Here is a 24,597-nt window from a genome sequence, read left to right as displayed (position 1 = left end):
GGTAGCGGTAGCGGTAGCGGGACGACGGTGTCGTGTACCGGCCCCCGGGAACACCTCCGCGCGGTCTGCCGTTAGTCTGGGCAGGAAAGTTGAGTGGACCTCGCGCAAGGCGAGACGCTCCCTCGACCGACCCCCTGACACCCGCACCACACCGCACACGGAAGAGGAGCCAGCTCCATGGCACGAGCGGTCGGCATCGACCTCGGCACCACCAACTCCGTCGTCACCGTCCTGGAGGGCGGCGAGCCGACGGTCATCGCCAACAGCGAGGGCTCGCGCACCACGCCCTCGGTCGTGGCCTTCGCCAAGAACGGCGAGGTCCTGGTGGGCCAGTCGGCGAAGAACCAGGCGGTCACCAACGTCGACCGCACCATCCGGTCGGTCAAGCGCCACATGGGCACGACGTGGCAGACCGGCGAGATCGACGGCAAGAAGTACACGCCGCAGGAGATCAGCGCCCGCATCCTGCAGAAGCTCAAGCGCGACGCCGAGACCTACCTGGGCGAGCCGGTGACCGACGCCGTCATCACCGTCCCGGCCTACTTCGAGGACGCGCAGCGCCAGGCCACCAAGGAGGCCGGCGAGATCGCGGGCCTCAACGTCCTGCGCATCGTCAACGAGCCCACCGCGGCCGCGCTGGCCTACGGTCTGGACAAGGGCGAGACCGAGCAGACGATCCTCGTCTTCGACCTCGGCGGCGGCACCTTCGACGTCTCGCTGCTCGAGATCGGCGAGGGCGTCATCGAGGTGAAGGCCACCGCCGGTGACAACCACCTCGGCGGCGACGACTGGGACGAGCGGGTCGTCAAGCACCTGGTGCAGACGTTCAACGCCCAGAACGGCATCGACCTGTCCAAGGACAAGCTGGCCATGCAGCGGCTCCGCGAGGCCGCCGAGAAGGCCAAGATCGAGCTGTCCGGCGCGCAGTCGACCAACGTGAACCTGCCCTACATCACCGCCGGCGCCGAGGGCCCCCTGCACCTCGACGTCACGATGACCCGCGCGGAGTTCCAGCGCCTCACCCAGGACCTGCTCGACCGCACCCGCGCGCCGTTCAACCAGGCGATCCGCGACGCCGGCATCTCCGTCGGCGAGATCGACCACGTCGTCCTGGTGGGTGGCTCGACCCGCATGCCGGCCGTCACCGAGCTGGTGCGCGAGCTGACCGGCGGCAAGGACCCCAACAAGGGCGTCAACCCCGACGAGGTCGTCGCCATCGGCGCCGCGCTGCAGGCCGGTGTCCTCAAGGGCGAGGTCAAGGACGTCCTGCTGCTCGACGTCACCCCGCTGTCCCTGGGCATCGAGACCAAGGGCGGGATCATGACCAAGCTCATCGAGCGCAACACCACGATCCCGACCAAGCGCTCCGAGATCTTCACGACGGCCGACGACAACCAGCCCTCCGTGCAGATCCAGGTCTTCCAGGGCGAGCGCGAGATGGCGATGTACAACAAGAAGCTCGGCATGTTCGAGCTGACCGGCCTGCCGCCGGCGCCGCGCGGCGTCCCGCAGATCGAGGTCGCCTTCGACATCGACGCGAACGGCATCGTGCACGTCCACGCCAAGGACCTCGGCACGGGCAAGGAGCAGTCGATGACCATCACCGGCGGCTCGGCCCTCCCCAAGGAGGACATCGAGCGGATGATGCGCGACGCCGAGGCCCACGCCGAGGAGGACAAGCGCCGCCGCGACGAGGCCGAGACCCGCAACCTCGCCGAGTCGCTGCAGTACCAGACCGAGAAGTTCCTCGCGGAGAACGGCGAGCGCATCCCGGCCGACAAGAAGGAGGAGCTCGGCGAGGCCCTGACCGAGCTGCGCTCCGCCCTCGGCGGCTCGGACATCGCCGCGATCAAGTCGGCGCAGGAGAAGGTCGCCCGCGTCTCGCAGGAGGTCGGCGGGGCGCTCTACGCCCAGCAGGCCGACGCGGGTGCCGCGACCGGTGACGGTGCCGGCCCGGCGGGTGCCGCCGGCGCGTCGGCCCCGTCCGGCGACGACGACGTCGTCGACGCCGAGATCGTCGACGAGGACACCGACCGCCGATGAGCCAGGGGGACGAGCAGCCGCGGGTCGTGATCCGTGACAAGCGGCGGATCGACCCCGTCAGCGGTGAGGTGCGGACGCCGGCCGGCGAGCAGCCGGCCGGCGTCCCGCCCCGCCCGGCTCCGGAACAGACACCGGCCCACCCATCGCCAGGGGAGCAGATGACCGAGAACGAGACGGCCGTCCCGGAGGCGCCCGTCCAGGCGCCGGCCGACAGCACCGCCGACGGTGACCTGTCGCGCCAGCTGGCCGAGCGCACCGAGGACCTCCAGCGGGTCACCGCGGAGTACGCCAACTACCGGCGGCGGGTCGACCGCGACCGCACGCTCGTCGTCGACCAGGCGGCCGAGCGGTTCGCCGCCCAGCTGTTCCCGATCGTCGACGACATCGAGCGGGCCCGGGACCACGGCGACCTGACCGGCGCCTTCAAGGTCGTGGCCGACCGCGTCCTCGGGCTGCTCGACGGCCTGGGCGTGGAGGCCTTCGGCGTCGCCGGCGACCCGTTCGACCCGTCGCTGCACGAGGCGGTCCTCCACGACACGTCCGACGAGGTCACCGTGCCGACCGCGACGACGGTCCTGCGGCCGGGTTTCCGCCGCGGCGACCGCGTGCTGCGGACGGCGATGGTGTCGGTGAGCGAGCCCTCGGGCGCCGCGCCCGAGCCGGCCGGCGAGAGTGCGCCGGGGGAGACCCCGGCCGCCGGCTGACCGCCGCGACCGACCGCGACATGCGGACCGACGAGGACCAGGGAGGAGGCGCCCGATGAGCACTCGGGACTTCATCGAGAAGGACTACTACGCCGCGCTCGGCGTCTCCCAGGGCGCCGACGCCGCGGAGATCAAGAAGGCCTACCGCGCGCTGGCGCGGGACCTGCACCCGGACAAGAACCCGGGCAACGCCGACGCCGAGGCCCGCTTCAAGGAGGTCTCCGAGGCCTACGACGTGCTCTCCGACCCCAAGCGGCGCGGCGAGTACGACGACGCCCGGCGGCTGTTCGGCTCCGGCGGCGCCGGGGCGCGGGCCGGTTTCCCCGGCGGGTTCCCGGGCTCGGGCGGCGGACAGCCGTTCGACCTGGGTGACCTCTTCGGCCAGGCCGCTTCCGGGGCCGGCGCGCGCGCCGGCGGCCTGGGCGACCTCTTCGGCGGCCTGTTCGGCGGCGGCGGCGGCGGCGGTGCCGCGCCGGGCTCGGCCCGGGCCCGCTCCCAGGCGGCGTCCGGGCCGGCCCGCGGGCAGGACGTCGAGACCGAGGCGACGCTCTCGTTCGAGGAGTCCGTCCTCGGTGTCACCGTGCCGCTGCGGATGCAGAGCCCGGGCACCTGCCCGACCTGCACCGGCACCGGGGCCAGGCCCGGCACCTCGCCGCACACCTGCGAGGTCTGCGGCGGGGCCGGCGTCACCAGTCGCAGCCAGGGCGCGTTCGCCTTCTCCGAGCCGTGCCGCGCCTGCCGCGGCACCGGCCAGGTGGTCGACGACCCGTGCCCGACCTGCCACGGCGACGGCGTCACCACCCAGACCCGCACCATCACCGTGCGGATCCCGGCCGGCGTCAAGGACGGCCAGCGCATCCGGCTGGCCGGCAAGGGCGCGCCCGGGCGGCGCGGCGGTCCGGCGGGCGACCTGTTCGTCGTCGTGCACGTCAGCGACCACGACCTGTTCAGCCGTAAGGGTGACGACCTCACCCTCACCGTGCCGATCACCTTCCCCGAGGCCGTCCTCGGGACGACGCTGACCGTCCCCACGCTGGACGGCAACGTCACCCTCAAGGTGCCCGCCGGCACCGCGAGTGGCCGCACGCTGCGGGTCCGGGGCAGGGGAGTGCCCGGCCGCGGCCGCAACGGCGACCTGCTGGTGACCGTCGAGGTCGCCGTTCCGCAGCGGCTGTCGGCCGAGGCCGAGCGGGCGGTGAAGACCCTCGACGCCGAACTGGGTGACCCCCGGCCGCAGATCACCGCGGCCACCCAGGCCCGCAACGCCGAGCGCGGGAGCACCCGGTGAGCGCCCCGGGCACCGGGGGCCGCGAGCGCGCCGACGGTGCCCGCGCCGTGGCCGACGACGCCCCCGTGTTCGTCATCTCGGTGGCCGCGCAGCTGGCCGGCATGCACGCCCAGACGCTGCGCCAGTACGACCGGCTCGGCCTGGTCACCCCCGGCCGTACACCCGGTGGCGGGCGCCGCTACAGCCCGCGGGACGTCGCGCTGCTGCGGGAGGTCCAGCGCCTGTCCCAGGAGGACGGCGTCAACCTGGCTGGCATCAAGCGGATCATCGACCTGGAGTCGCAGGTCGAGGCCCTGCAGCAGCGGGTGCACGAGCTGATCGGCGAGCTCGAGCGGTCCGAGCACCGCCGGATGTCGGCCGAGTCGGCGCTCGCCAGCGGCTACGGCCGCGACCTCGTGGGCACCGACATCGTGCCGCTGCGGCAGGCGACCTCCGCGCTGGTCGTGTGGCGCCCGCGGGAGTCGCAGCGGTGAGCGGGAACCCCCGCGGCGCCGCCGTCGTGGATGGGGACGTGACGAGCACGCCCGCGGACCCGCACGAGTCCTTCGTGCGGCTCGAGCGCGAGATCGGGCTGCTGCTGCGCCGGTCGCGGGCGATCTCGGCCCGCCTGGCCCGCGAGCTGCACCCCGACCTCGACGGCGCGGCCTACGGGCTGCTGGCGCTCCTGGCCGACGCCGGCCCGCTGCGCGCCAGCGACCTGGTCGCCCGCCTCGGCCTGGACAAGAGCACGGTCAGCCGGCAGGTGTCCTCGCTGGTCGCCCTCGGCCTGGTCGACCGCGAGGCCGACCCCGCCGACGGCCGGGCCCAGGTGCTCACCCCGACGGCCGAGGGTGCGGCCCGGCTGGCCCGGATCCGGAACGCGCGGCGCGAGCGCTGGGAGGCCGACCTCTCCGGCTGGCCGGCCGAGGACATCACCGTCCTCGGTGAGCTGCTGGCCCGGCTCAACCGGCTGGGCGAGGCGCGCGAGGCGGGCACGGTCCCGCCCTCCTGACCCGCCCGCCCGATCCACGGACACCCGACGGCGCCCGGACCTCCTCGGTCCGGGCGCCGTCGTCGTGTGTGCGGAACACGCCGGAGAGGTAGCTGGTTGTAGACAGCAACCAACCGGATGTATGGTTGCGGTCTGCAATCACCTCTCGACGAGGACGCCATGCCCCTCTCCACCTCGACGCGCGAGCGGCTCACCGCCGGCATCGCCTGTCTCGTCCGGGCCGGCCGGCACCTGTCCAGCCGCGCGGCGGACTCCCTCTACGGCGAGCTGCCCTCCTTCGGCTGGGCGCTGCTCGTCCCGCTCGAGCGCGACGGCGAGCAGCGCTGCAGCGCGCTGGCCGCGCAGGCCGGTGTCGACGTCTCCGTCGCCAGCCGCCAGGTGACCGCCCTCGAGCGGTCCGGCCTGGTCGAGCGCCGGCCCGACCCGCACGACGGGCGCGCCAGCCTCATCCGGCTCTCGCCCGCCGGCGCCACCGCGCTCGCCCAGACCCGTGCGCTGCGCGCGGAATGGGCCGTCGAGGCCCTCGCCGGCTGGGACGAGGACGACGCCCGCCTGCTCAGCGCGCTGATCGAGCGGCTGACCGACGACCTCGACCGCGCCGCGCAGCCGCCGGCCCGCCCCGCCGTCGGGGCCGCCCCGTGACCACTTCCCGCACCGAGCAGTCCCCCACCCGCACCGAGCAGTCCAGGAGCACCGTGACCACCACCCGCGAGCCGAGCGCGGCCGCACCGGGGACGCAGGCGCCCGCCGAGCAACAGGGGCGCATGACGCACCGGCAGATCCTCGAGGCGCTCTCGGGGATGTTGCTGGCGATGTTCGTGGCGTTCCTGTCCTCGACCGTCGTCTCCAACGCCCTGCCCACGATCATCACCGACCTGCGCGGCAGCCAGAGCCAGTACACCTGGGTGGTCACCGCGACGCTGCTGGCCTCGACGGCGTCCACGCCGATCTGGGGCAAGCTCTCCGACCTGTTCAGCAAGAAGCTGCTGATCCAGCTGTCGATCGTCATCTTCATCGTCGGCTCGATGCTGGCCGGCCTGTCGCAGTCGGTGGGCACGCTCATCGGCTGGCGCGTGCTCCAGGGTCTGGGCCTCGGCGGCCTGCAGGCGCTGGTCCAGATCGCGATGGCCGCGATGATCAGCCCCCGCGAGCGCGGCCGGTACTCCGGCCTGCTCGGCGGTGTCATGGCCGTGGCCACCGTCGGCGGCCCGCTGCTCGGCGGCCTGCTGGTCGACACCAGCTGGCTCGGCTGGCGCTGGTGCTTCTACGTCGGCGTCCCCTTCGCCGTCGTCGCGCTGGTGCTGCTGCAGCGCACGCTGCACCTGCCGGTGACCCGGCGCCGGGTGCGCATCGACTACCTCGGTGCCGCGTTCCTGACCGCCGGCGTCTCGGGGCTGCTCATCTGGGTCACCCTCGCCGGCGACCAGTTCGCGTGGGCCTCGGTCGAGACGGCGCTGTTCCTCGCCGGCAGCGTCGTGGCCATCGTCGCCTTCGTCGTCACCGAGCTCCGGGCGGCCGAGCCGATCGTCCCGCTGCGGCTGTTCCGCGACCGGACGACGACCCTCGCGATCGTGGCCAGCGTCGCCATCGGTGTCGCGATGTTCGGCTCGACGGTCTTCCTCGGCCAGTACCTGCAGATCTCCCGCGGCTACTCGCCGACGGCGGCCGGCCTGCTGACGATCCCCATGGTCGGCGGCCTGCTGGTCTCCTCCACCGTGTCGGGCATCCTCATCACCCGCCACGGCCGGTGGAAGCGGTTCCTCGTGGCCGGCTCGCTGCTGGTCACCGCCGGCTTCGCCCTGCTGGCGACGATCGACCACGAGACGAACATGGTGCTGCTCGGCGTCTTCCTGTTCGTCCTGGGCGTCGGCATCGGCATGACGATGCAGAACCTGGTGCTCGCGGTGCAGAACACCGTGGCCGCCACCGACCTCGGCGCGGCGTCCTCCGCCGTGGCGTTCTTCCGCAGCCTGGGCGGCACCATCGGCGTCTCGGTTCTCGGCGCGGTGCTCAGCAACCGGGTCGGCGACCTGATCGCGGCCGGCCTGCCGCCGGAGCTGGCCGCGGCCGGCACCGGCTCGGGCAGCGTCGGGCTGGCCGACCTCAAGGACGCGCCGCCGGCCATCCAGGAGCTCATCCGGGTGTCCTACGGCGACGCGACCGGCCGGATCTTCCTCGTCTCGGCGATCATCGCCGTGGTCGCCGTCGCGGCCATCGTGCTGATCCACGAGGTCGCCCTGCGCACCGAGAGCGGCGAGGAGCGGCTGCAGCGCGAGTCCCGGCCGACGGTGGCCGACGCCGCCTGACCTCCCGACGACGACGGCCCGCTCCCCGGCAGGGGAGCGGGCCGTCGTTTTCGGCCCCGCTGCAGGGGCCCGCCGCGAGCTCGCGAGTGGCGGGGGGCAGGGGGTCCTTACATCAGGACTCGAGGGCGGCGTCCAGGGTGATGTCGACGCCGGCCAGCGCCTTGCTGATGGGGCACCCGGCCTTGGCCTCCTGGGCGGCCTTCTCGAAGGCGGCGGCGTCGAGGCCGTCGACCTCGCCGCGCACGGTGAGCGTGATGCCGGTGAGCGTGAAGCCGCCGTTGGCCTGGTCCGGGCCGAGGGAGACGTCGGCCTGCACCTCGAGGGACTGCGGCGTGCCGCCGGCCTGGGCGATGTTGGCCGACAGCTGCATCGCGAAGCACGCGGAGTGGGCCGCCGCGACGAGCTCCTCGGGGCTGGTCGTGCCGCCGGCGTCGTCGGCAGCGCGCTTGGGGAAGTTCACCTCGTAGGTGCCGACCTTCGAGCTGGTCAGCTCGACCTGGCCGGAGCCCTGCTCGAGGGTGCCGTTCCAGGCGGTGCGTGCGGTGCGGGTGGGCATCAGGGCTGCCTTCCGGTCGGGGGGCGTGCCGGCGTGGTCTCGCCGGCACGCGGGACCAGGCGGCCCTACCCCGATCGGTTGCGGGCAACCCGTCGGGTCAGGAGGAGCGGGGCGCCTCGGTGACGCGCTGCGTCAGCACGTTGAGGGTCTGCTTGAGGTCGGCGAAGGACTCCACGTCCAGGTCGAGGGCGCAGATCATGTCCTGCGAGATGGCGAAGGCCTTGTCCCGCAGGGCCCGGCCGCTGTCGGTGAGCGCGATCGCCACCGACCGCTCGTCCTCCACGCGGCGGTGCCGCGTGACCAGGCCGGCCGCGGTGAGCCGCTTGAGGAGCGGGGAGAGCGTGCCGCTGTCCAGGGCCAGGCGGGCGCCGAGCTGGCCGACCGTCTGGTGGTCCTCCTCCCAGAGCAGCATCATGACCAGGTACTGGGGATAGGTCAGCCCCAGTTCCTCGAGCATCGGCCGGTACCGGGCGGTCATCGCGCGCGAGGCCGCGTACAGCGCGAAGCACAGTTGGTCGTCGAGGGCCACGCTCGGGGCGGGGAGGTGCGGGTCCCCGCTCGTCATCGTCATGACAGAAGTGTAGGGACAACCAGGTCGCGTGGCATGCAGTTGTGTCGAGCGTCAACCCCCCGGACGCGAAATGTCGCCGACCGGTCGGTGCCCGTCGAGGTTGAGCGGAACAGACTCAACTCCTCGACCGTTGGACGGCTCGAGACCAGCACCGCGCCGGGGCGTTCCCGGCACCCCTGACAGAAGGAGCGACAGCACCGACCATGGAGAGCAAGCTGACCACCCGTTCGCAGGAGGCGTTCGCGGCCGCCCAGCGGCTGGCGGTCGACCGGGGGCAGGCCGGCCTCGAGCCCCTGCACCTGCTCGTGGCGCTCCTGCAGCAGTCCGACGGCATTGCCGGCCCCCTGCTGACCGCCGTCGGCGCCGACCCGGCCGAGGTCCGGGCCAAGGCCGAGGCCGCGCTGCGCCGGCTGCCCAGCGTCAGTGGCGCCACCGTGCCCGCCCCGCAGGCCTCGCGCGAGCTGCTGCGGGTGGTCAACGCCGCCGGTGAGCAGGCCAGCGCGCTGGGCGACGAGTACGTCTCCACCGAGCACCTGCTGGTCGGTCTGGCCGGCTCCGAGGGCGAGGCCGGCGCGGTGCTCACCAGCGCCGGTGCCACCCGCGACGCCCTGCTGGCCGCCTTCCGCACCGTGCGCGGCAACCGCAAGGTCACCACGGCCGACCCCGAGAGCACCTTCCAGGCACTGCAGAAGTTCGCCGTCGACCTCACCGAGCGCGCCCGCGAGGGGAAGATCGACCCGGTCATCGGCCGCGACGCCGAGATCCGCCGCGTCGTGCAGGTGCTCTCCCGCCGCACCAAGAACAACCCCGTGCTGATCGGCGAGCCCGGCGTCGGCAAGACGGCGATCGTCGAGGGCCTGGCCCAGCGCATCGTGGCCGGCGACGTCCCCGAGAGCCTCAAGGGCAAGCGGCTGATGGCGTTGGACCTGGCCGCGATGGTGGCCGGCGCCAAGTACCGCGGTGAGTTCGAGGAGCGGCTCAAGGCCGTGCTGCAGGAGATCACCGAGGCCGAGGGCCAGGTGGTCACCTTCATCGACGAGCTGCACACCATCGTCGGCGCCGGCGCCACCGGCGACTCGGCCATGGACGCCGGGAACATGATCAAGCCGATGCTGGCCCGCGGCGAACTGCGGATGGTCGGCGCGACGACGCTCGACGAGTACCGCGAGCACATCGAGAAGGACCCCGCCCTCGAGCGGCGCTTCCAGCAGGTCTTCGTCGGCGAGCCCTCGGTCGAGGACACCATCGGGATCCTGCGCGGGCTCAAGGAGCGCTACGAGGTGCACCACGGCGTCCGGATCACCGACGCCGCGATCGTCGCCGCCGCCACCCTGTCCGACCGGTACGTCACGGCCCGCTTCCTCCCCGACAAGGCGATCGACCTGGTCGACGAGGCCGCCAGCCGGCTGCGCATGGAGATCGACAGCCGGCCGGTCGAGGTCGACGAGGTCGAGCGCGCCGTGCGCCGCATGGAGATCGAGGAGATGGCGCTGGCCAAGGAGGACGACGCCGCCTCCCTGGACCGGCTGGCGGTGCTGCGCAGCGACCTGGCCGACCGCCGGCAGGAGCTCGCCGAGCTGACCGCGCGCTGGCAGCAGGACAAGGGCGCGATCGTCCGGATCCAGCAGGTCAAGGAGGAGCTGGAGCGGCTGCGCACCGAGTCCGAGCGCGCCGAGCGCGAGGGCGACCTCGCCCGCGTCGCCGAGCTGCGCTACGGCCGGATCCCGCAGCTGGAGAAGCAGCTCGCCACGGCCGAGGACGAGGTCGAGGCCCAGGCCTCCATGCTCAAGGAGGAGGTCGGCCCCGACGACATCGCCGAGGTCGTCCAGGCCTGGACCGGCATCCCCGCCGGCCGGCTGCTCGAGGGCGAGACGCAGAAGCTGCTGCGGATGGAGGACGGGCTCGCCCAGCGGGTCGTCGGCCAGCCCGACGCCGTCCGCGCCGTCTCCGACGCCGTGCGCCGGGCCCGGTCCGGCATCTCCGACCCCGACCGGCCCACCGGCTCGTTCCTGTTCCTCGGGCCCACCGGCGTCGGCAAGACCGAGCTGGCCAAGGCGCTGGCGGAGTTCCTGTTCGACGACGAGCGGGCGATGGTCCGCATCGACATGAGCGAGTACTCCGAGAAGCACTCGGTGGCCCGCCTGGTCGGCGCCCCGCCCGGCTACGTCGGCTACGAGGCCGGCGGACAGCTCACCGAGGCGGTCCGGCGGCGCCCCTACACCGTCGTGCTGCTCGACGAGGTGGAGAAGGCCCACCCCGACGTCTTCGACGTGCTGCTGCAGGTCCTCGACGACGGCCGGCTCACCGACGGGCAGGGCCGCACGGTCGACTTCCGCAACACGATCCTGATCCTGACGTCGAACCTCGGGTCGCAGCTGATCGCCGACCAGTCGGTGCCGGAGCTGCGGCGGCGCGACGCGGTCATGGAGGTGGTCCGGTCGCACTTCAAGCCGGAGTTCCTCAACCGCCTCGACGACGTCGTGGTGTTCCGTGCCCTGGGCAGCGAGGAGCTGGCCGGGATCGTCGACATCCAGGTGGCCGTGCTCGCCCGCCGTCTGGCCGCCCGCCGGCTGACGCTCACGGTCACCGACGCCGCCCGCGAGTGGCTGGCGCTCAACGGGTTCGACCCCGTGTACGGCGCCCGCCCGCTGCGCCGGCTCGTGCAGTCGGCCATCGGTGACCCGCTGGCCCGCGCGCTGCTGAGCGGCGAGGTCCGCGACGGCGACGAGGTCGTCGTCGACTGGCCGGCCGACGTCGCAGGCGGCGACGCCGACGCCGGGCTGACCGTCCGCCGCGCCTGAGCAAGGACCCCTCTGCCCCCACCGCTCGCGCGCTCGCGGCGGGGCCCTGCAGAGTGGCCGCCCGCTCGGCTTCCTGGGCCCGTCGTCCCTCCGGGGACGGCGGGCCCGCCGCGCGTCGGAGGGTGGCCGGGCGGCGATCGGTCGATCATCATGCGGGCGATCGCACGGGAGAGGACGGACATGACCGCAGGACAGGGACCGCAGGGCTGGGACCAGCAGGGGCAGCAGCCGTACGGACAGCCGTACGGGCAGCACCCCTACTCCCAGCAGCCCTCCGGGGGCTACGGGTCCGCGCCCGCCGCGCCCGACGCATGGGGCGCGCCTCCGCCGGTCGAGCGCCCGCAGGCCGTGCGGCTGGGCGTCGGCGCCTGGGTGGCGAGCATCCTGCTGGCCCTCGTCAGCTCCGTGTTGACCTTCGCGCAGCTCGACGAGCTGGTCGACCAGGCCCTGCTCGACCAGGGGCTCGACCCGGCGGACTACTCCGGCGTCACCGACGCCGCAGGCACCGGCGTCATCCTGGTCGGCGTCGTCTTCGGGCTGGTCTTCGTCGCCCTCGAGCTCATGTTCGTGTGGTTCGCCTGGCAGGGGCGCAACTGGGCCCGCATCGTGCTCTGGGTGCTCGGTGGCCTGGCGCTGGTGTCCGGCCTCGTCAGCCTGTTCGGCTCGCCGCTGCCCGGTCTGCTGACCGTCCTGTCCCTCGTCCAGTACCTGTTGATCCTGGTCGGCGTCGTCACGCTGGCGCAGAAGCCGGCCAGCGAGTGGTACCGGTACCGCGGCTGGCAGCGCGCCCGCGGCCTCTGATCCGGAACGGGCACACAACCCGGGTGCCCGTTATCCCATCGTGACCAACCTGGATGAACCGCTCGCCGATCCACGCCGAACCCGGGGCGTGACCACCACCGAGCAGGCCCCCGCGCCGGCCACCGGACCGGACGGGACCCCGCCTCCCGCCGGCCGGGGCCCGCGTCGCCTGCTCGGCGCGCTCGCCGGGCTGCTCGCCGCGGCTGTCGCGCTCGGCGTGGCCGAGCTGGTCGCCGCGCTCGTCGGGCCGGCCTCCTCGCCGGTCGTGGCCGTCGGGGACACCGTGATCACGCTCGTGCCCGAGCCGGTCAAGCAGTTCGCCATCGCCACCTTCGGCGAGAACGACAAGATCGCCCTGGTCGCCGGCACGCTGATCGTCGTCGCGCTGTATGCCCTGCTCATCGGGCTGCTGTCGCTGCGGTCGCGCCGCCTCGGCGTGGCCGGCATCGCCCTCTTCGGCGTCCTCGGGGCGCTGGCCGCGGCCACCCGGCCGGCGGGCGGCCTGCTCGACGCGCTGCCGTCGGTGCTGGGCGCCGTCGTCGGGGTCCTCGCCCTGCTGCTGCTCGTCGACCCGCTGACCGTCTCCGCCCCGGTGGCGCCCCGCACCGCCGACGAGGCCGTCGTGGACCGGCTGCGCGGCGCGCTGTCTATGGCCGACCGCAAGGGCAGCGGCATGGACCGCCGCCGCTTCGTCCTCACCGGCGGCGTCGCCCTCGGCGCGGCCGCGGTCACCGGCGGCGGCGGGCGCCTCCTTCAGCGCCGCTTCGACGTCAGCAACGCCCGTGGCGAGCTCACCCTCCCCACGCCGTCGTCCCCGGCCCCGGCCCTGCCCGCCGGAGCCGACCTCGCCGAGCAGGTCGAGGGCCTGACGACGCTGTTCACCGCGAACCGCGACTTCTACCGGGTCGACACCGCCATCACCGTCCCGCAGATCCGCCCGGCCGACTACCGGCTCGAGCTGCGCGGGATGGTCGACTCGCCGCGCAGCTACACGCTGGCCGACCTGTTCGGCCGCGACGACGTCATCGAGCGCGACATAACCCTCACCTGCGTCTCCAACGAGGTCGGCGGCCGGCTGGCCGGCACCGCCCGCTGGATCGGCGTCCCGCTGGGCGACCTCCTCCGCGAGAACGGCGTCTCCGACCGCTCCGACCAGCTCGTGTGCCGCTCCGTCGACGGCATGACCATCGGCGCCCCGACCCGCTCGGCGCTCGATGTCGAGGACGCCATGCTCGCCTTCGGGATGAACGGTGAGCCGCTCCCCGTCGAGCACGGCTTCCCCGTCCGGATGCTCATCCCCGGCCTCTACGGCTACGTCTCCGCCTGCAAGTGGCTGACCTCGATCGAGGCCACCACCTACGACGCCTTCGACGCCTACTGGGTCGAGCGCGACTGGGCGGCCGACGGCCCGATCAAGGTGGCCTCGCGCATCGACACTCCGGCCCCGCTGCGGCAGTTCCCCGCCGGGCGGCGCGCCGTCGCCGGCGTCGCGTGGGCCCAGACCCGCGGCATCCGGCGCGTCGAGGTCCGGGTCGACGACGGCGAGTGGCAGGAGGCTCAGCTCGCCCCCGCCGTCGACGCCGACCTGTGGCGGCAGTGGCAGCTGCCCGTCGACTTCGCCCCCGGCTCCTACCAGCTCACCGTCCGGGCCACCGCGGCCGACGGCGAGGTGCAGCCCGAGGAGCGCGCCCGGCCGTTCCCGAACGGAGCGAGCGGCCTGCACTCGATCCGGGTGATCGCGACCTAGCGGTCCCGCCCCACCGGCGCCGGCCGGCAGGGCAGCCCACCATCCCCTGAGCCCGTCTCGGCCACCCGGCCGCAGACGCCTCTCCCGACCCCTCGAACGGGCCGGGTGAGACCGTGCAACCAACGACCGAGGAGCACAACCCCCATGAAGAGCACCCTGACCCGCGGCCTCCTGCTGGCCTCCGCCTCCACCCTGGCGGTCACCCTGAGCGCCTGCGGCTCCGACGAGACCAGCGCCGCGAGCGACAGCTCCTCCCCGGACAGCAGCTCGTCGGCCTCGGAGAGCTCGGAGCCGATGGAGAGCAGCAGCACGATGGCCGAGCCGGCCAGTGACGAGCCCTTCGGCGCCGGCTGCACCGCCGTCCCCGCCGACGGCGAGGGCAGCTTCTCCGGCATGACCGACGACCCGGTCGCCACCGCGGCGAGCAACAACCCGGTCCTGTCCACGCTGGTGCAGGCGGTCACCGCGGCCAACCTGGTCGACACGCTGAACACCACCGACGACATCACCGTCATCGCCCCGGCCAACCCGGCGTTCGAGGCCATCCCGGCCGACCAGCTACAGGCCGTCCTCGCCGACCAGGCGACGCTGACCCAGATCCTGACCCACCACGTCATCCCGGGCCGGCTCTCGCCCGACCAGCTCGCCGGCACGCACACCACCGTCGCCGGCGACGAGGTCACCATCGAGGGGTCGGGCGAGAGCTTCACCGTCGCCCAGACCGTCACCGGCACGCCGGCCAGCGTGATCTGCGGCAACGTGCAGACCGCCAACGCCACCGTCTACATCGTCGACCAGGTGCTGGCCCCCGCGGCCGGCTGATCCCACCCGGCACCCCAGCACCCCGGCACCTCAGCACCGAGCACCGTGCACCGGCCACCGGCCCGGCTCCCTCGCGGAGCCGGGCCGGTGCCGTGCGTAGGGTCGATCCCATGCAGAAGGACCCCGTTCCCCCCCGCCCCTCGTCCCTCGGGGCGGGCCCCTGGAACGGGGCCGGCCATCCCGACCGCGACCGCCTGCTGGAGCTGGTCGTCGACCTCGCCGTCGTCCACGGGCGGGTCACGCTGTCCTCCGGGCGCGAGGCCGACTGGTACGTCGACATGCGCCGGCTGACGCTGCACCACGAGGGCGCGCCGCTGGTCGGCCGGGTGATGCGCCAGCTGACCGGCGACCTGCGCTACGACGTCGTCGGCGGGCTCACCCTCGGCGCCGACCCGGTGGCCGCGGCCATGCTGCACGCCGCCTCCGACGGCGAGGGCTTCCTCGACGCGTGCGTGGTCCGCAAGGCAGGCAAGGCCCACGGGATGCAGCGGCGGATCGAGGGCCCCGACGTCACCGGGCGCTCGGTGCTCGTCGTCGACGACGTCTCCACCACCGGCAGCAGCCCGCTGACCGCCGTCGAGGCGCTGCAGGAGGCCGGCGCCGAGGTGATCGGCGTGGCGGTGATCGTCGACCGCGGTGGGCGGGCCGCCGTCGAGGCCGCCGGGCTGGAGTACCGCGCCGCCTTCGAGCTGTCCGACCTCGGCCTGGAGTGATCCGTGCACATCCGCGGAGATGCACCGTGCATCTCCGCGGATGTGCACGGAGTCCGGCCGTACGGTGTGGCGGTGACCACACTCGCCACCGCGTGGGTCGAGGAGCTCGCCGCCGTGCTCGGTCCGGACGGCGTCCTCACCGACCCTGACGTCACCAGCAGCTACGCCCGCGACCAGGCGATGCTCGCCGAGGCCGGTACGCCCGCCGCGGTGGTCTTCCCCCGCGACACCGCCGACGTCGTCGCGGTGATGCGGGTGGCCTCGCGGCACGGCGTCCCCGTGGTGCCGCGCGGCGCGGGCTCCGGGCTGGCCGGCGCGAGCAACGCCGTCGACGGCGCCATCACGATCGTCATGACCCGCATGGACGCCGTCCTGGAGGTCTCCCCGGCCGACCGGCTCGCCGTCGTGCAGCCCGGCGTGGTCAACAAGGCGCTGCGCGACGCCGTCGCGGGCTCGGGGCTGTTCTATCCCCCGGACCCCTCCAGCTACGACTGGTGCACGATCGGCGGCAACCTGTCGCAGAACTCCGGCGGCCTGTGCTGCGTGAAGTACGGCGTCACCACCGACTACGTGCTCGGCCTGGAGGTCGTGCTCGCCGACGGGCAGGTGCTGCGCACCGGGCGGCGCACGGTCAAGGGCGTCGCCGGCTACGACCTGGCGCGGCTGTTCGTGGGCTCGGAGGGCACCCTCGGCGTCATCACCGAGGCCACGCTGGCGCTGCGCCCGGCGCCGCAGAAGCCGGTGACCCTCGTGGCCACGTTCGCCACCACCGCGCAGACCGGGCAGGTGGTCGAGCGCGTGGTCACCACGGGGCTGGTGCCCAGCCTGCTGGAGGTCATGGACAACACCTGCATCCGCGCCGTCGACGACCTGCTGCACGCCGACCTCGACCGCGACGCGCACGCCCTGTTGGTGGCCCAGTCCGACACCGGGGGAGAGGCGGCCCGCGCCGAGGTGGAGGCGCTCGCGCAGCTGTGCCGGGAGGCCGGCGCTCAGCTGGTGCACACCACCGAGGACCCGGCCGAGGGCGACCTGCTGCTCGCCGCCCGCCGGATGGCGCTGCCCGCGCTCGAGCAGCTCGGCGCCACGCTCATCGACGACGTCGCCGTGCCGCGCTCGCGGATCGCGGCCTTCCTCGACGGCTGCGACGGGATCGCCGTCCGCCGCGAGCTCACGATCGGCGTCGTCGGGCACGCCGGCGACGGCAACATGCACCCGACCATCTGCTTCGACCCCACCGACGACGGCCAGCGGGCGCGGGCCTTCGCCGCCTTCGACGACATCCTCGAGCTCGGGCTGGCGCTGGGCGGCACGGTCACCGGTGAGCACGGCATCGGCTCGATCAAGGTCGAGTGGCTCGAGCGCGAGGTCGGCACCGTGTCGCTGGACGTGCACCGCCGGATCAAGGACGCCCTCGACCCGGCCGGCCTGCTCAACCCCGGCAAGGTGCTGCGCCGCCGGGGATGAACCCCACCCGCCCGCTGTCGGCACCACCGGCCCGGGCGCGATACTGACCGCCGACCAGCGTCGATCGACAGGAGTGCCCCGATGCCCATCGCGACCCCCGAGGTCTACGCCGACATGATCAGCCGGGCGAAGGAGGGCGGCTTCGCCTACCCGGCCATCAACTGCACGTCGTCGGAGACCATCAACGCGGCCCTGCGCGGCTTCGCCGACGCCGGCAGCGACGGGATCATCCAGTTCTCCACCGGTGGCGCCGAGTTCGGCTCGGGCACCCGGGTCAAGGACATGGTCACCGGCGCGGTGGCGCTGGCCGAGTTCGCGCACGTCGTCGCCGAGCGCTACCCGGTCAACGTCGCGCTGCATACCGACCACTGCCCCAAGGACAAGCTCGACTCCTACGTCCGCCCCCTGATCGCGCTGTCGAAGGACCGGGTCGACGCCGGCCAGGCGCCGCTGTTCCAGTCGCACATGTGGGACGGCTCGGCGATCGACCTGGAGGAGAACCTCCAGATCGCCGAGGAGCTCATCGACAAGTGCGCGGCGGCCAAGATCGTGCTGGAGCTCGAGATCGGCGTCGTCGGCGGCGAGGAGGACGGCGTCGCGCACGACATCAACGAGAAGCTCTACACCGCCCCCGGCGACTTCGTGGCCACGGCCAAGCACCTCGGCCTCGGCGAGCGCGGCGTCTACCTGCTGGCGGCCACCTTCGGCAACGTCCACGGCGTCTACAAGCCGGGCAACGTCAAGCTGCGGCCGGAGATCCTCAAGGAGGGCCAGGAGGTCGTCACCGAGGAGCTGGGCCTGCCCGAGGGCAGCAAGCCGTTCAACTTCGTCTTCCACGGCGGCTCGGGCTCGCTGCAGTCGGAGATCCGCGAGGCGCTGTCCTACGGCGTGGTGAAGATGAACGTCGACACCGACACCCAGTACGCCTTCACGCGGCCGATCGCCGGGCACATGTTCAGCAACTACGACGGCGTCCTGAAGGTCGACGGCGAGGTCGGCAACAAGAAGGCCTACGACCCGCGGCCCTACATGAAGCTGGCCGAGACGGGCATGGCCGCCCGTGTGCAGCAGGCCTGCGAGGACCTGCTGTCGGCCGGCCAGTCGCCGAGCGCCTGAGCCATGACTCACTCTCACAACCTGCTGGGCGAGCCGCCGGCCACCCTGCTGCCGGGCGACCCCGAGGCCGAGGCGGCGCTGGCCGCCGGCACCGACCCCGCCGAGGTGGCCGCCGGTCACCCGCGCGCCAGCGCGGCCTGGGCGGCACTGGCCGAGGCGGCGCTCGAGGGCGGCCGCACCATCGAGGCCTACGCCTACGCCCGCACCGGCTACCACCGCGGCCTCGACGCGCTGCGCAAGAACGGCTGGAAGGGCTACGGCCCGGTGCCGTGGTCGCACGAGCCCAACCGCGGGTTCCTGCGCTGCGTCACCGTGCTGGCCCGCGCGGCCGAGGCGATCGGCGAGGTCGACGAGCAGGAGCGCTGCACCCAGCTGCTGCGCGACTGCGACCCCACCCTCGTGCCCTGAGGCCGTGCACCTCCGCGGATCTGCCCGGTGCAGATCCGCGGAGGTGCACGGTCAGCGGTCGCCGAGCTCGGGGTGCAGCTCCTGCAGGCGGGTGGTCAGCGCGGTCAGCTCCTCGCCGCCGGCCATGAGGCGGGTCAGGTCGTCGGAGTCGACGTCGGCCCGGGTGAGGTCGCCGGCGACCTGGCCGCGCGCCAGCAGCAGGAAGCGGTCGCCGACCAGGTGCGCGTAGCGCGGGTTGTGGGTGACGAGGACGACGGCGAGCCCCTGCGCCCGCGCGCCCAGCACCGCCTGCCCGACCAGCGTGTGCTGCGCGATGGTCATCGGCTCGGTGGGCTCGTCGAGCACCAGCGCCCGCGCGCCGTAGTGCACCGCCCGGGCGATGGCCAGGCTCTGCCGCAGCCCCGGACGCAGCGAGTTCACCGGCTGGTCGGGGTCCACGCCGGTGACGCCGATGCGCTCCAGCGCCCGCACGGTGGTCTCCCGGGCGGCGTCGACGTCGAGCCGCCGCAGCGGCCACGCCCCGCGGGTCGGCTCGGCGCCCAGGCAGAGGTTGCGCCACACCGACAGCAGCGGGGCGACGGCGAGGTCCTGCCACACCGTCGCGATCCCCGCGGCGCGCGCAGCCCGCGGGCTGGGGAAGCGCACCGGGACGCCGTCGAGGAGCAGCTCGCCCTCGTCGTGCCGGCGCAGTCCCGACAGCACCGAGACCAGCGTGGACTTGCCCGACCCGTTCTCCCCGAGCACGCAGGTGATCCGCCCGCCCTCCAGCGTGACGCCGACCCGGTCGAGCGCCGGGACGCTGCCGTGGCGCACGGTCAGCCCGCGCAGCTCGAGCACCGGGGGCGCGCTCACGACCGCGGCGCGGCCCGCAGCCGGCCGCGCACCGCCCCTCCCACCAGCAGCGCGACCAGCAGCAGGACACCGAGAGCCGCCTGCGACCAGCGCTGGTCCCACCCGGCCAGCTCCACGCCCTCGCGCGCGACGGCGTACAGCAGCGCGCCCGCCGCGGCACCGGCCATGGAGCCGAAGCCGCCGGTGAGCAGGCAGCCGCCGATGACGGCGACCACCACATAGTCGATCGCGGTCACCAGCGTCGGGGTGGCGCCGACGCTCGCGGCCGGCACCAGCGCCAGCGTGCCGATCAGCCAGCCCGCCGTCGCGGTGAGCACGTAGAGCACCAGCGTCGTCCGGCGGACCGGCACGCCGAGCTCGCGGGCGGCGCGGCGGGAGCCGCCCATGGCCAGCACCTCGTTGCCGAAGCGGGTGCGCCACAGCAGCCAGCCGGCGCCCGCGGTCGCGGCCAGCCACCACAGCACCGAGACGGGGAAGACGCCGCCGCCCACCTCGGCGGTCGCGCCGAACACCGCCGACGCCGACGACCAGCCCGGTGCCGCGTCCAGCCCGCTGATGCGGGGCGCGCCGGCGACCAACGGCAGCGCCGACAGCGTCGTGCCCTGCAGCACCAGCGCGGTCGCGAGGGTGACCAGGAAGCTCGGCAGCCCGGTGCGGACCACCAGCCAGCCGTTGACCAGCCCGACGGCGAGCGCCGCGGCCAGCGACGTCAGCAGCGCGGGCCAGATCCCCCACTCACCCGGCCCGGCGAGGACCGCCGTCAGGACGGCGCTGGAGAGGGTCACCGTGCCGATCGAGAGGTCGAAGTGGCCGCCGACGAGCAGCAGGCCCACCGCCACGCCACCGATGCCGAGCAGCGCCGCGGAGTCGAGGACCGCGGCCAGGCCGGCCGGGCTGAACAGGTCCGGGACCCGCAGCCCGAAGAGCAGGACGACGACGAGCAGACCCAGGACCGCGGCGAGGCCCGGCCGGGCGAGGACCCCGTCCAGCAGCCGCCGACGCGGCGGCGTGCCGCGGGAGGGCAGCCGGTCGACGGACACCGGGGCGAACGAGCGCAGGAGGGCCTCCTCGGGCTGGAACGACTCCAGTGTCCACGACCGGCCGCGCGTCAGGGACGCAGGCGCCAGCGCACTCGGTCGTCGGCGTACCACGTCCAGCGCGACACCGGCCGCGGGTAGACGACGCCGTCGCGGGTGACCTGGGCGGGGTCGCTGGCCAGCTGCAGCGCGCGGCCGGTGCTGCGCCGCGGCGGCCGCATGAGCTGCGGGGAGACGACGACCCGGATCGTGTCCACCGCGCGCCAGTCCGGGCGCACGTCGATGCGGGCGACCATCCCGTCGGCCACCCGCTCGTCGTCGTGGTGGGCCTGCACGCCCAGCCGGGCGGCCAGCGGCAGCCGGCCCTTCTCGGCCGGCTCGTAGCGCCCGTGCTGCAGCAGCACCCCGCCGTGGTCGTCGCGGACCAGCGACAGCTCGCGCTCGTCGCCGCTGCCGATGCCCAGGTCGCGGGCCAGGCCGCGGGAGGGGGCGTCGTCGGCGGGCTCCCAGGACACCGGTACCTCCGCCGTCCGGCCGGCCGCGTGCAGCGCGGCGAGCGCGGCCGCCAGGGCCGGCACGGGGCCGCGCACGAGCAGCGTCCCGGCGTCCACCACGGGGGCGACGGCCGCCCGGTCGGGTGCCTGTCCGGGGCCGAGACCGCGCAGGTCCAACTCGACGAGGGACATGCCGATACCCTGCCACCTGCCAGCCGGTCGACCGCCGGTGACGAGTCCCAGGGGGATGACGACGAGATGCCGGCAGTCGTGCTGATCGGTGCCCAGTGGGGCGACGAGGGCAAGGGGAAGGCCACCGACCTGCTCGGGGGCCGGGTGCCCTACGTGGTCCGCTACCAGGGCGGCAACAACGCCGGGCACACCGTCATCACGCCCGACGGCGAGCGCTACGCCCTGCACCTGATCCCCTCGGGGATCCTCACGCCCGGGTGCACGCCGGTCATCGGCAACGGCGTCGTCGTCGACCCGCAGGTGCTCATCGGGGAGCTGGCCGGGCTGGAGGAGCGCGGGGTCGACACCTCGAAGCTGGTCATCTCGGCAGACGCGCACCTGATCATGCCGCACCACCGGGCGCTGGACCGGGTCACCGAGCGGTTCCTCGGCAAGCGCAAGATCGGCACGACCGGCCGCGGGATCGGCCCCGCCTACGGCGACAAGGTGGCCCGCACCGGCATCCGGGTGGCCGACCTGCTCGACCTGTCGATCCTGCGGCAGAAGCTCGAGGGCACGCTGGTCGAGAAGAACCAGGTCCTGGTCAAGGTCTACAACCGCAAGGCCATCGACGTCGACGAGGTCGTCGAGGAGTACGCCGGCTACGCCGAGCAGCTCAAGGACCGCATCGCCGACACCCGGCTGCTGCTGGGCAACGCCCTCGAAGCCGGCCAGTGGGTGCTGCTGGAGGGCTCGCAGGGCACGCTGCTCGACGTCGACCACGGCACGTATCCGTTCGTGACGTCGTCGAACCCCACGGCGGGCGGTGCGGCCACCGGCAGTGGCATCGGCCCCACCCGCATCTCCCGCGTGGTCGGGATCCTCAAGGCCTACACGACCCGTGTCGGCTCCGGCCCGTTCCCGACCGAGCTGTTCGACGCCAACGGCGAGTACCTCCGCAAGCAGGGCGGCGAGGTCGGCGTCACCACCGGCCGGGACCGGCGCTGCGGCTGGTTCGACGCCGTCGTCGCCCGCTACGCCAGCCGGGTCAACGGCATCACCGACTTCTTCCTCACCAAGCTCGACGTGCTCTCCGGGCTGGAGACGGTGCCGATCTGCGTCGCCTACGACGTCGACGGTGTCCGGCACGAGGAGATGCCGATGACGCAGACCGGCTTCCACCACGCGAAGCCGATCTACGAGGACATGCCGGGCTGGTTCGAGGACATCCGGCACTGCCGGCGCTTCGAGGAGCTCCCGCCGAACGCGCAGGCCTACGTCCGGCGGCTCGAGGAGCTCGCCGGCGCTCGGATCAGCGTGATCGGTGTGGGTCCCGGGCGCGACGAGAACGTGGTCGTCCACGATCTGATCGACTAGGACCTGTCCTGCGGATCATGTGCGGCATGACTGCTGCCGGTGTCCCTGAATGCCATGAAGACGGGGGCCTCCCCTCGGATCACGCTTGCGGTGAGAGCCGGAGTGCGTGACGGAAGGAGGCCCGGTCCTCATGTTGCACGTTGGGTTCGATCTGAGCAGGACTCGTCTGGATGTGCATGCCATGGACCAGATAGGAACGTCGGTCGCGGTGACGACGGCGGCGCCGGACGCCGGCGGGCTGGCCTCGCTGGCCTATCGGCTCGGTGAGTTCGGTCAGCCGATCACGGCGGTGATCGAGTCGATGAACGGCGCCCGGTTCATCCACGACCAGCTGGAGCTGCGCGGCTGGACGGTGGAGATCCCCGACGCGGTGAAGGTGAAGGGCTTCGCGCCGCTGGCCTGCAAGACCGACAAGATCGATGCCTGGGTGCTGGCCGAGTTGTCCCGCCGCGATCTGGTGCCGGCGCTCTGGCTGCCGAGCCCGGGTGTGCGGGCGAACCGGGAGCGGGCCCGCTGGCGGCTGCACCTGGTGCGGCACCGCACCGCGTTGAAGAACCGCATCCACGCCACGCTGCTGGCCTTCGGCCATCCGTGCCCGGTCTCGGATCTGTTCGGCGCGGCCGGCCGGCGGCTGCTCGAGGGGCTGGGTCTGCCCGAGCCGTGGGCCGGCGACGTGACCGCCGCGCTGCGACTGATCGACATCCTCGACGGCGAGATCGATGACTGCGAGGCCGCGCTGCGCCGCGAAGGAGCTGACCACCGGTACGTGCCCACGCTGATGACCGCGCCGGGCATCGGCTGGGTGCTGGGTTACACGATCGCCGCCGAGATCGGCGACATCGACCGGTTCCCGACGCCCAAGAAGCTGGTCGGCTACACCGGGCTGTGCCCGTCGGTGGATCAGTCCGGCGGCCACGACTGGCGCGGGTCGCTGGCCAAGAACGGGCCGAAGTACCTGCGCTGGGCGCTGATCGAGGCGGCCACCCATGCCGCCCGCCACCCCGTCTACCGGGACCGCTACCAGCGCACCAGAATCCGGTTGGGCCGCCAGCGCGGACCCTCGATCGCCCGGGTGGACATCGCCCGCAAGCTCACCGAGGCGATCTGGCACATGCTCACCGCCAACAAGCCCTTCGCTCCGGCAGGCGCCACAAACACCGCTCTGGCCGCTTAGACGGCCCGTCCCTGAGATGCGCCACCGGAGCGAAGCCCCTCCGACCAGACCTGATCCTCCCCACGAGGAGGCGATAGAGAGATGAGCCCGGCTCCCCGCTCGCCCGGCCGATCCCCGCCGCGCTAACCGCAAGATCCTGGTGTTCCTCCACTGCGGCAGGCCATCCTGCCGCCGACTCGTCGTGCCTCCAGGTCGTTCGTCCTCGCCGCTCCGCGGCTGCGGGCGCTCCACCTGGACCCACTCCCGCGCCGTCGGTCAGCCAGCAATTGCCGCGGATGAACCAGAAGCCCTCGACAGCGGCCCCCGTCTTCATAGAGAGCGGCCCACTCAGGGACACGCATCGCCGGGGGCGCCGTCGTCCGGCGCGCAGTGGCCGCCGCTGTCTCCCGGTGCCGATACTGGAGATGTTCGACCTGCCAGGCGAGCGGATCTCGGCAGGTACTCCCGCCGGGAGGAGTGCGTGGGTGACCGGAGACTGCTGTGGCGGCGGTGCCCCCGCCGAGATCCGCGTGCTCATCGTTGATGACCATCCCGAGGTGCGCAGAGCTCTGGCGGAAGTCCTGTCCGACGAGGACGACCTCACCGTCGTCGGGGAGTGCGAGGACGGGTCACAGGTCGTGGAGGCCGCTGAGAGGCTACGACCCGACATCGTGTTCATGGACCTGTCCATGCCGGTGATGGGCGGGTGTGCAGCTGCGGAAGCGCTGCGTGCCGTCCGATCCACAGCCCGGGTCATCATGTTGACCGGCGAAGGTCCGGAGGCGCGCTCCCAGGCCGGGGTTGCCGGTGCTCGCGCCCTGGTGCCGAAGGGCACTCGTCTCGGTCCGCTGCTCCGTTGCCTGCGCACGGTCGCCGCCGACGGCTCGGGCTGTCCCTACTGCCTCTGATGCCGTCGGGCACCTTCTCGGTCTTCGTCGTCGAGGACATCGGCTCTCGGTGACGGGGGCAGCGGCACGCGGCGGCCAGAGGTGTTGCACGCGCTGGCTCTTCATTGCTGCGGCCGCCGTGATGGGTGTCGTCGCGGCCATCGTGGCGAACTGGGCGACGGTGATCGGTGTGGCCTTCCTCATCGCCGCTCGACTGATCAGCATCGCTCACGAACGAACGCCGTACAGAGGGGCGCCGACGCCGGTGGCCCGGCGCAGCCGTTCGGCGACC

The 24,597-nt window shown here is 73.4% G+C and carries 23 protein-coding genes; 18 read left to right on the top strand and 5 right to left on the bottom strand.

What is annotated here, in order from left to right:
* Window positions 1-177 precede the first annotated feature (177 nt).
* From dnaK to FN207_RS02330, 7 genes are all read left to right on the top strand, one after another.
* The gene (dnaK, locus tag FN207_RS02360) at window positions 178-2,043 is read left to right on the top strand and encodes a molecular chaperone DnaK (RefSeq protein WP_142456735.1); all 1,866 of its coding nucleotides are present in this window, start codon (window positions 178-180) and stop codon (window positions 2,041-2,043) included.
* Window positions 2,040-2,747, top strand: coding sequence for a nucleotide exchange factor GrpE (gene grpE / locus FN207_RS02355; protein ID WP_142456734.1), 708 nt, complete (start codon window positions 2,040-2,042; stop codon window positions 2,745-2,747). The genes dnaK and grpE overlap by 4 nt, the downstream gene beginning before the upstream one ends.
* Window positions 2,748-2,802: 55 nt before the next feature.
* Window positions 2,803-4,035 carry a molecular chaperone DnaJ gene (gene dnaJ, locus FN207_RS02350; protein WP_142456733.1) on the top strand — a complete coding sequence of 411 codons (1,233 nt, stop codon included), beginning with the start codon at window positions 2,803-2,805 and terminating at the stop codon, window positions 4,033-4,035.
* Window positions 4,032-4,508: a heat shock protein transcriptional repressor HspR gene (locus tag FN207_RS02345; protein ID WP_142456732.1), complete on the top strand. Its 477-nt coding sequence runs from the start codon at window positions 4,032-4,034 to the stop codon at window positions 4,506-4,508. The genes dnaJ and FN207_RS02345 overlap by 4 nt, the downstream gene beginning before the upstream one ends.
* Before the next feature lie 38 nt (window positions 4,509-4,546).
* On the top strand, window positions 4,547-5,026 hold the full coding sequence (locus FN207_RS02340; protein ID WP_142456731.1) for a MarR family winged helix-turn-helix transcriptional regulator: 480 nt from the start codon (window positions 4,547-4,549) through the stop codon (window positions 5,024-5,026).
* 159 nt (window positions 5,027-5,185) lie between these two features.
* Window positions 5,186-5,668, top strand: a complete 483-nt coding sequence (locus FN207_RS02335; RefSeq protein WP_142456730.1) for a MarR family winged helix-turn-helix transcriptional regulator — start codon at window positions 5,186-5,188, stop codon at window positions 5,666-5,668.
* On the top strand, window positions 5,665-7,332 hold the full coding sequence (locus tag FN207_RS02330; RefSeq protein ID WP_246065695.1) for an MFS transporter: 1,668 nt from the start codon (window positions 5,665-5,667) through the stop codon (window positions 7,330-7,332). Before FN207_RS02335 ends, FN207_RS02330 begins: the two co-directional genes overlap by 4 nt.
* A gap of 112 nt (window positions 7,333-7,444) precedes the next feature.
* On the opposite strand, the gene FN207_RS02325 is transcribed toward FN207_RS02330, so the two are convergent.
* Complete coding sequence (locus tag FN207_RS02325) at window positions 7,445-7,888, bottom strand: OsmC family peroxiredoxin (protein ID WP_142456729.1); 444 nt, start codon at window positions 7,886-7,888, stop codon at window positions 7,445-7,447.
* Between the two features lie 97 nt (window positions 7,889-7,985).
* The gene (locus FN207_RS02320; protein WP_246065694.1) at window positions 7,986-8,459 is read right to left on the bottom strand and encodes a MarR family winged helix-turn-helix transcriptional regulator; all 474 of its coding nucleotides are present in this window, start codon (window positions 8,457-8,459) and stop codon (window positions 7,986-7,988) included.
* A 203-nt stretch (window positions 8,460-8,662) separates the two neighbouring features.
* Between FN207_RS02320 and clpB the strand changes: the two genes are divergently transcribed.
* The 8 genes from clpB (at window position 8,663) to FN207_RS02280 (ending at window position 18,334) form a co-directional block, all read left to right on the top strand.
* The gene (gene clpB / locus FN207_RS02315) at window positions 8,663-11,260 is read left to right on the top strand and encodes an ATP-dependent chaperone ClpB (protein WP_142456728.1); all 2,598 of its coding nucleotides are present in this window, start codon (window positions 8,663-8,665) and stop codon (window positions 11,258-11,260) included.
* Window positions 11,261-11,440: 180 nt separating this feature from the next.
* A complete protein-coding gene (locus FN207_RS02310; protein WP_142456727.1) occupies window positions 11,441-12,061 on the top strand; it encodes a hypothetical protein in 621 nt (206 codons plus the stop codon).
* Window positions 12,062-12,149: 88 nt separating this feature from the next.
* A complete protein-coding gene (locus tag FN207_RS02305) occupies window positions 12,150-13,808 on the top strand; it encodes a molybdopterin-dependent oxidoreductase (protein WP_221887994.1) in 1,659 nt (552 codons plus the stop codon).
* Between the two features lie 144 nt (window positions 13,809-13,952).
* Window positions 13,953-14,630, top strand: a complete 678-nt coding sequence (locus FN207_RS02300) for a fasciclin domain-containing protein (RefSeq protein WP_142456726.1) — start codon at window positions 13,953-13,955, stop codon at window positions 14,628-14,630.
* 110 nt (window positions 14,631-14,740) lie between these two features.
* Complete coding sequence (gene pyrE / locus FN207_RS02295) at window positions 14,741-15,343, top strand: orotate phosphoribosyltransferase (protein ID WP_142456725.1); 603 nt, start codon at window positions 14,741-14,743, stop codon at window positions 15,341-15,343.
* Between the two features lie 72 nt (window positions 15,344-15,415).
* Window positions 15,416-16,810 carry an FAD-binding oxidoreductase gene (locus FN207_RS02290; protein ID WP_142456724.1) on the top strand — a complete coding sequence of 465 codons (1,395 nt, stop codon included), beginning with the start codon at window positions 15,416-15,418 and terminating at the stop codon, window positions 16,808-16,810.
* An 81-nt stretch (window positions 16,811-16,891) separates the two neighbouring features.
* Window positions 16,892-17,926 (top strand): class II fructose-bisphosphate aldolase, encoded by a 1,035-nt coding sequence (gene fbaA, locus FN207_RS02285; RefSeq protein ID WP_142456723.1) that lies wholly within the window; start codon window positions 16,892-16,894, stop codon window positions 17,924-17,926.
* Window positions 17,927-17,929: 3 nt separating this feature from the next.
* On the top strand, window positions 17,930-18,334 hold the full coding sequence (locus tag FN207_RS02280) for a DUF3151 domain-containing protein (protein WP_142456722.1): 405 nt from the start codon (window positions 17,930-17,932) through the stop codon (window positions 18,332-18,334).
* 51 nt (window positions 18,335-18,385) lie between these two features.
* Here FN207_RS02280 and FN207_RS02275 read toward each other — a convergent pair whose 3' ends face one another.
* The 3 genes from FN207_RS02275 to FN207_RS02265 form a co-directional block, all read right to left on the bottom strand.
* A complete protein-coding gene (locus FN207_RS02275; RefSeq protein ID WP_142456721.1) occupies window positions 18,386-19,186 on the bottom strand; it encodes an ATP-binding cassette domain-containing protein in 801 nt (266 codons plus the stop codon).
* Entirely contained in the window at window positions 19,183-20,226 is a 1,044-nt protein-coding gene (locus FN207_RS02270) for an ABC transporter permease (RefSeq protein WP_246065693.1), read from the bottom strand. Before FN207_RS02270 ends, FN207_RS02275 begins: the two co-directional genes overlap by 4 nt.
* A gap of 68 nt (window positions 20,227-20,294) precedes the next feature.
* Window positions 20,295-20,909, bottom strand: coding sequence for a hypothetical protein (locus tag FN207_RS02265; RefSeq protein ID WP_142456720.1), 615 nt, complete (start codon window positions 20,907-20,909; stop codon window positions 20,295-20,297).
* Window positions 20,910-20,975: 66 nt separating this feature from the next.
* Here FN207_RS02265 and FN207_RS02260 point away from each other — a divergent pair, with 66 nt between their 5' ends.
* From FN207_RS02260 to FN207_RS02250, 3 genes are all read left to right on the top strand, one after another.
* Complete coding sequence (locus tag FN207_RS02260; protein WP_142456719.1) at window positions 20,976-22,265, top strand: adenylosuccinate synthase; 1,290 nt, start codon at window positions 20,976-20,978, stop codon at window positions 22,263-22,265.
* A gap of 130 nt (window positions 22,266-22,395) precedes the next feature.
* Window positions 22,396-23,439, top strand: coding sequence for an IS110 family RNA-guided transposase (locus tag FN207_RS02255; protein WP_142456718.1), 1,044 nt, complete (start codon window positions 22,396-22,398; stop codon window positions 23,437-23,439).
* Between the two features lie 464 nt (window positions 23,440-23,903).
* Entirely contained in the window at window positions 23,904-24,326 is a 423-nt protein-coding gene (locus FN207_RS02250; protein WP_185938118.1) for a response regulator, read from the top strand.
* Window positions 24,327-24,597 lie beyond the last annotated feature (271 nt).

The organism is Geodermatophilus aquaeductus, from assembly GCF_900182545.1.
Classification (GTDB): domain Bacteria; phylum Actinomycetota; class Actinomycetes; order Mycobacteriales; family Geodermatophilaceae; genus Geodermatophilus; species Geodermatophilus aquaeductus.
Note: the sequence above shows the minus strand (reverse complement) of the source record. Positions and strands in the feature narration are given on the sequence as shown.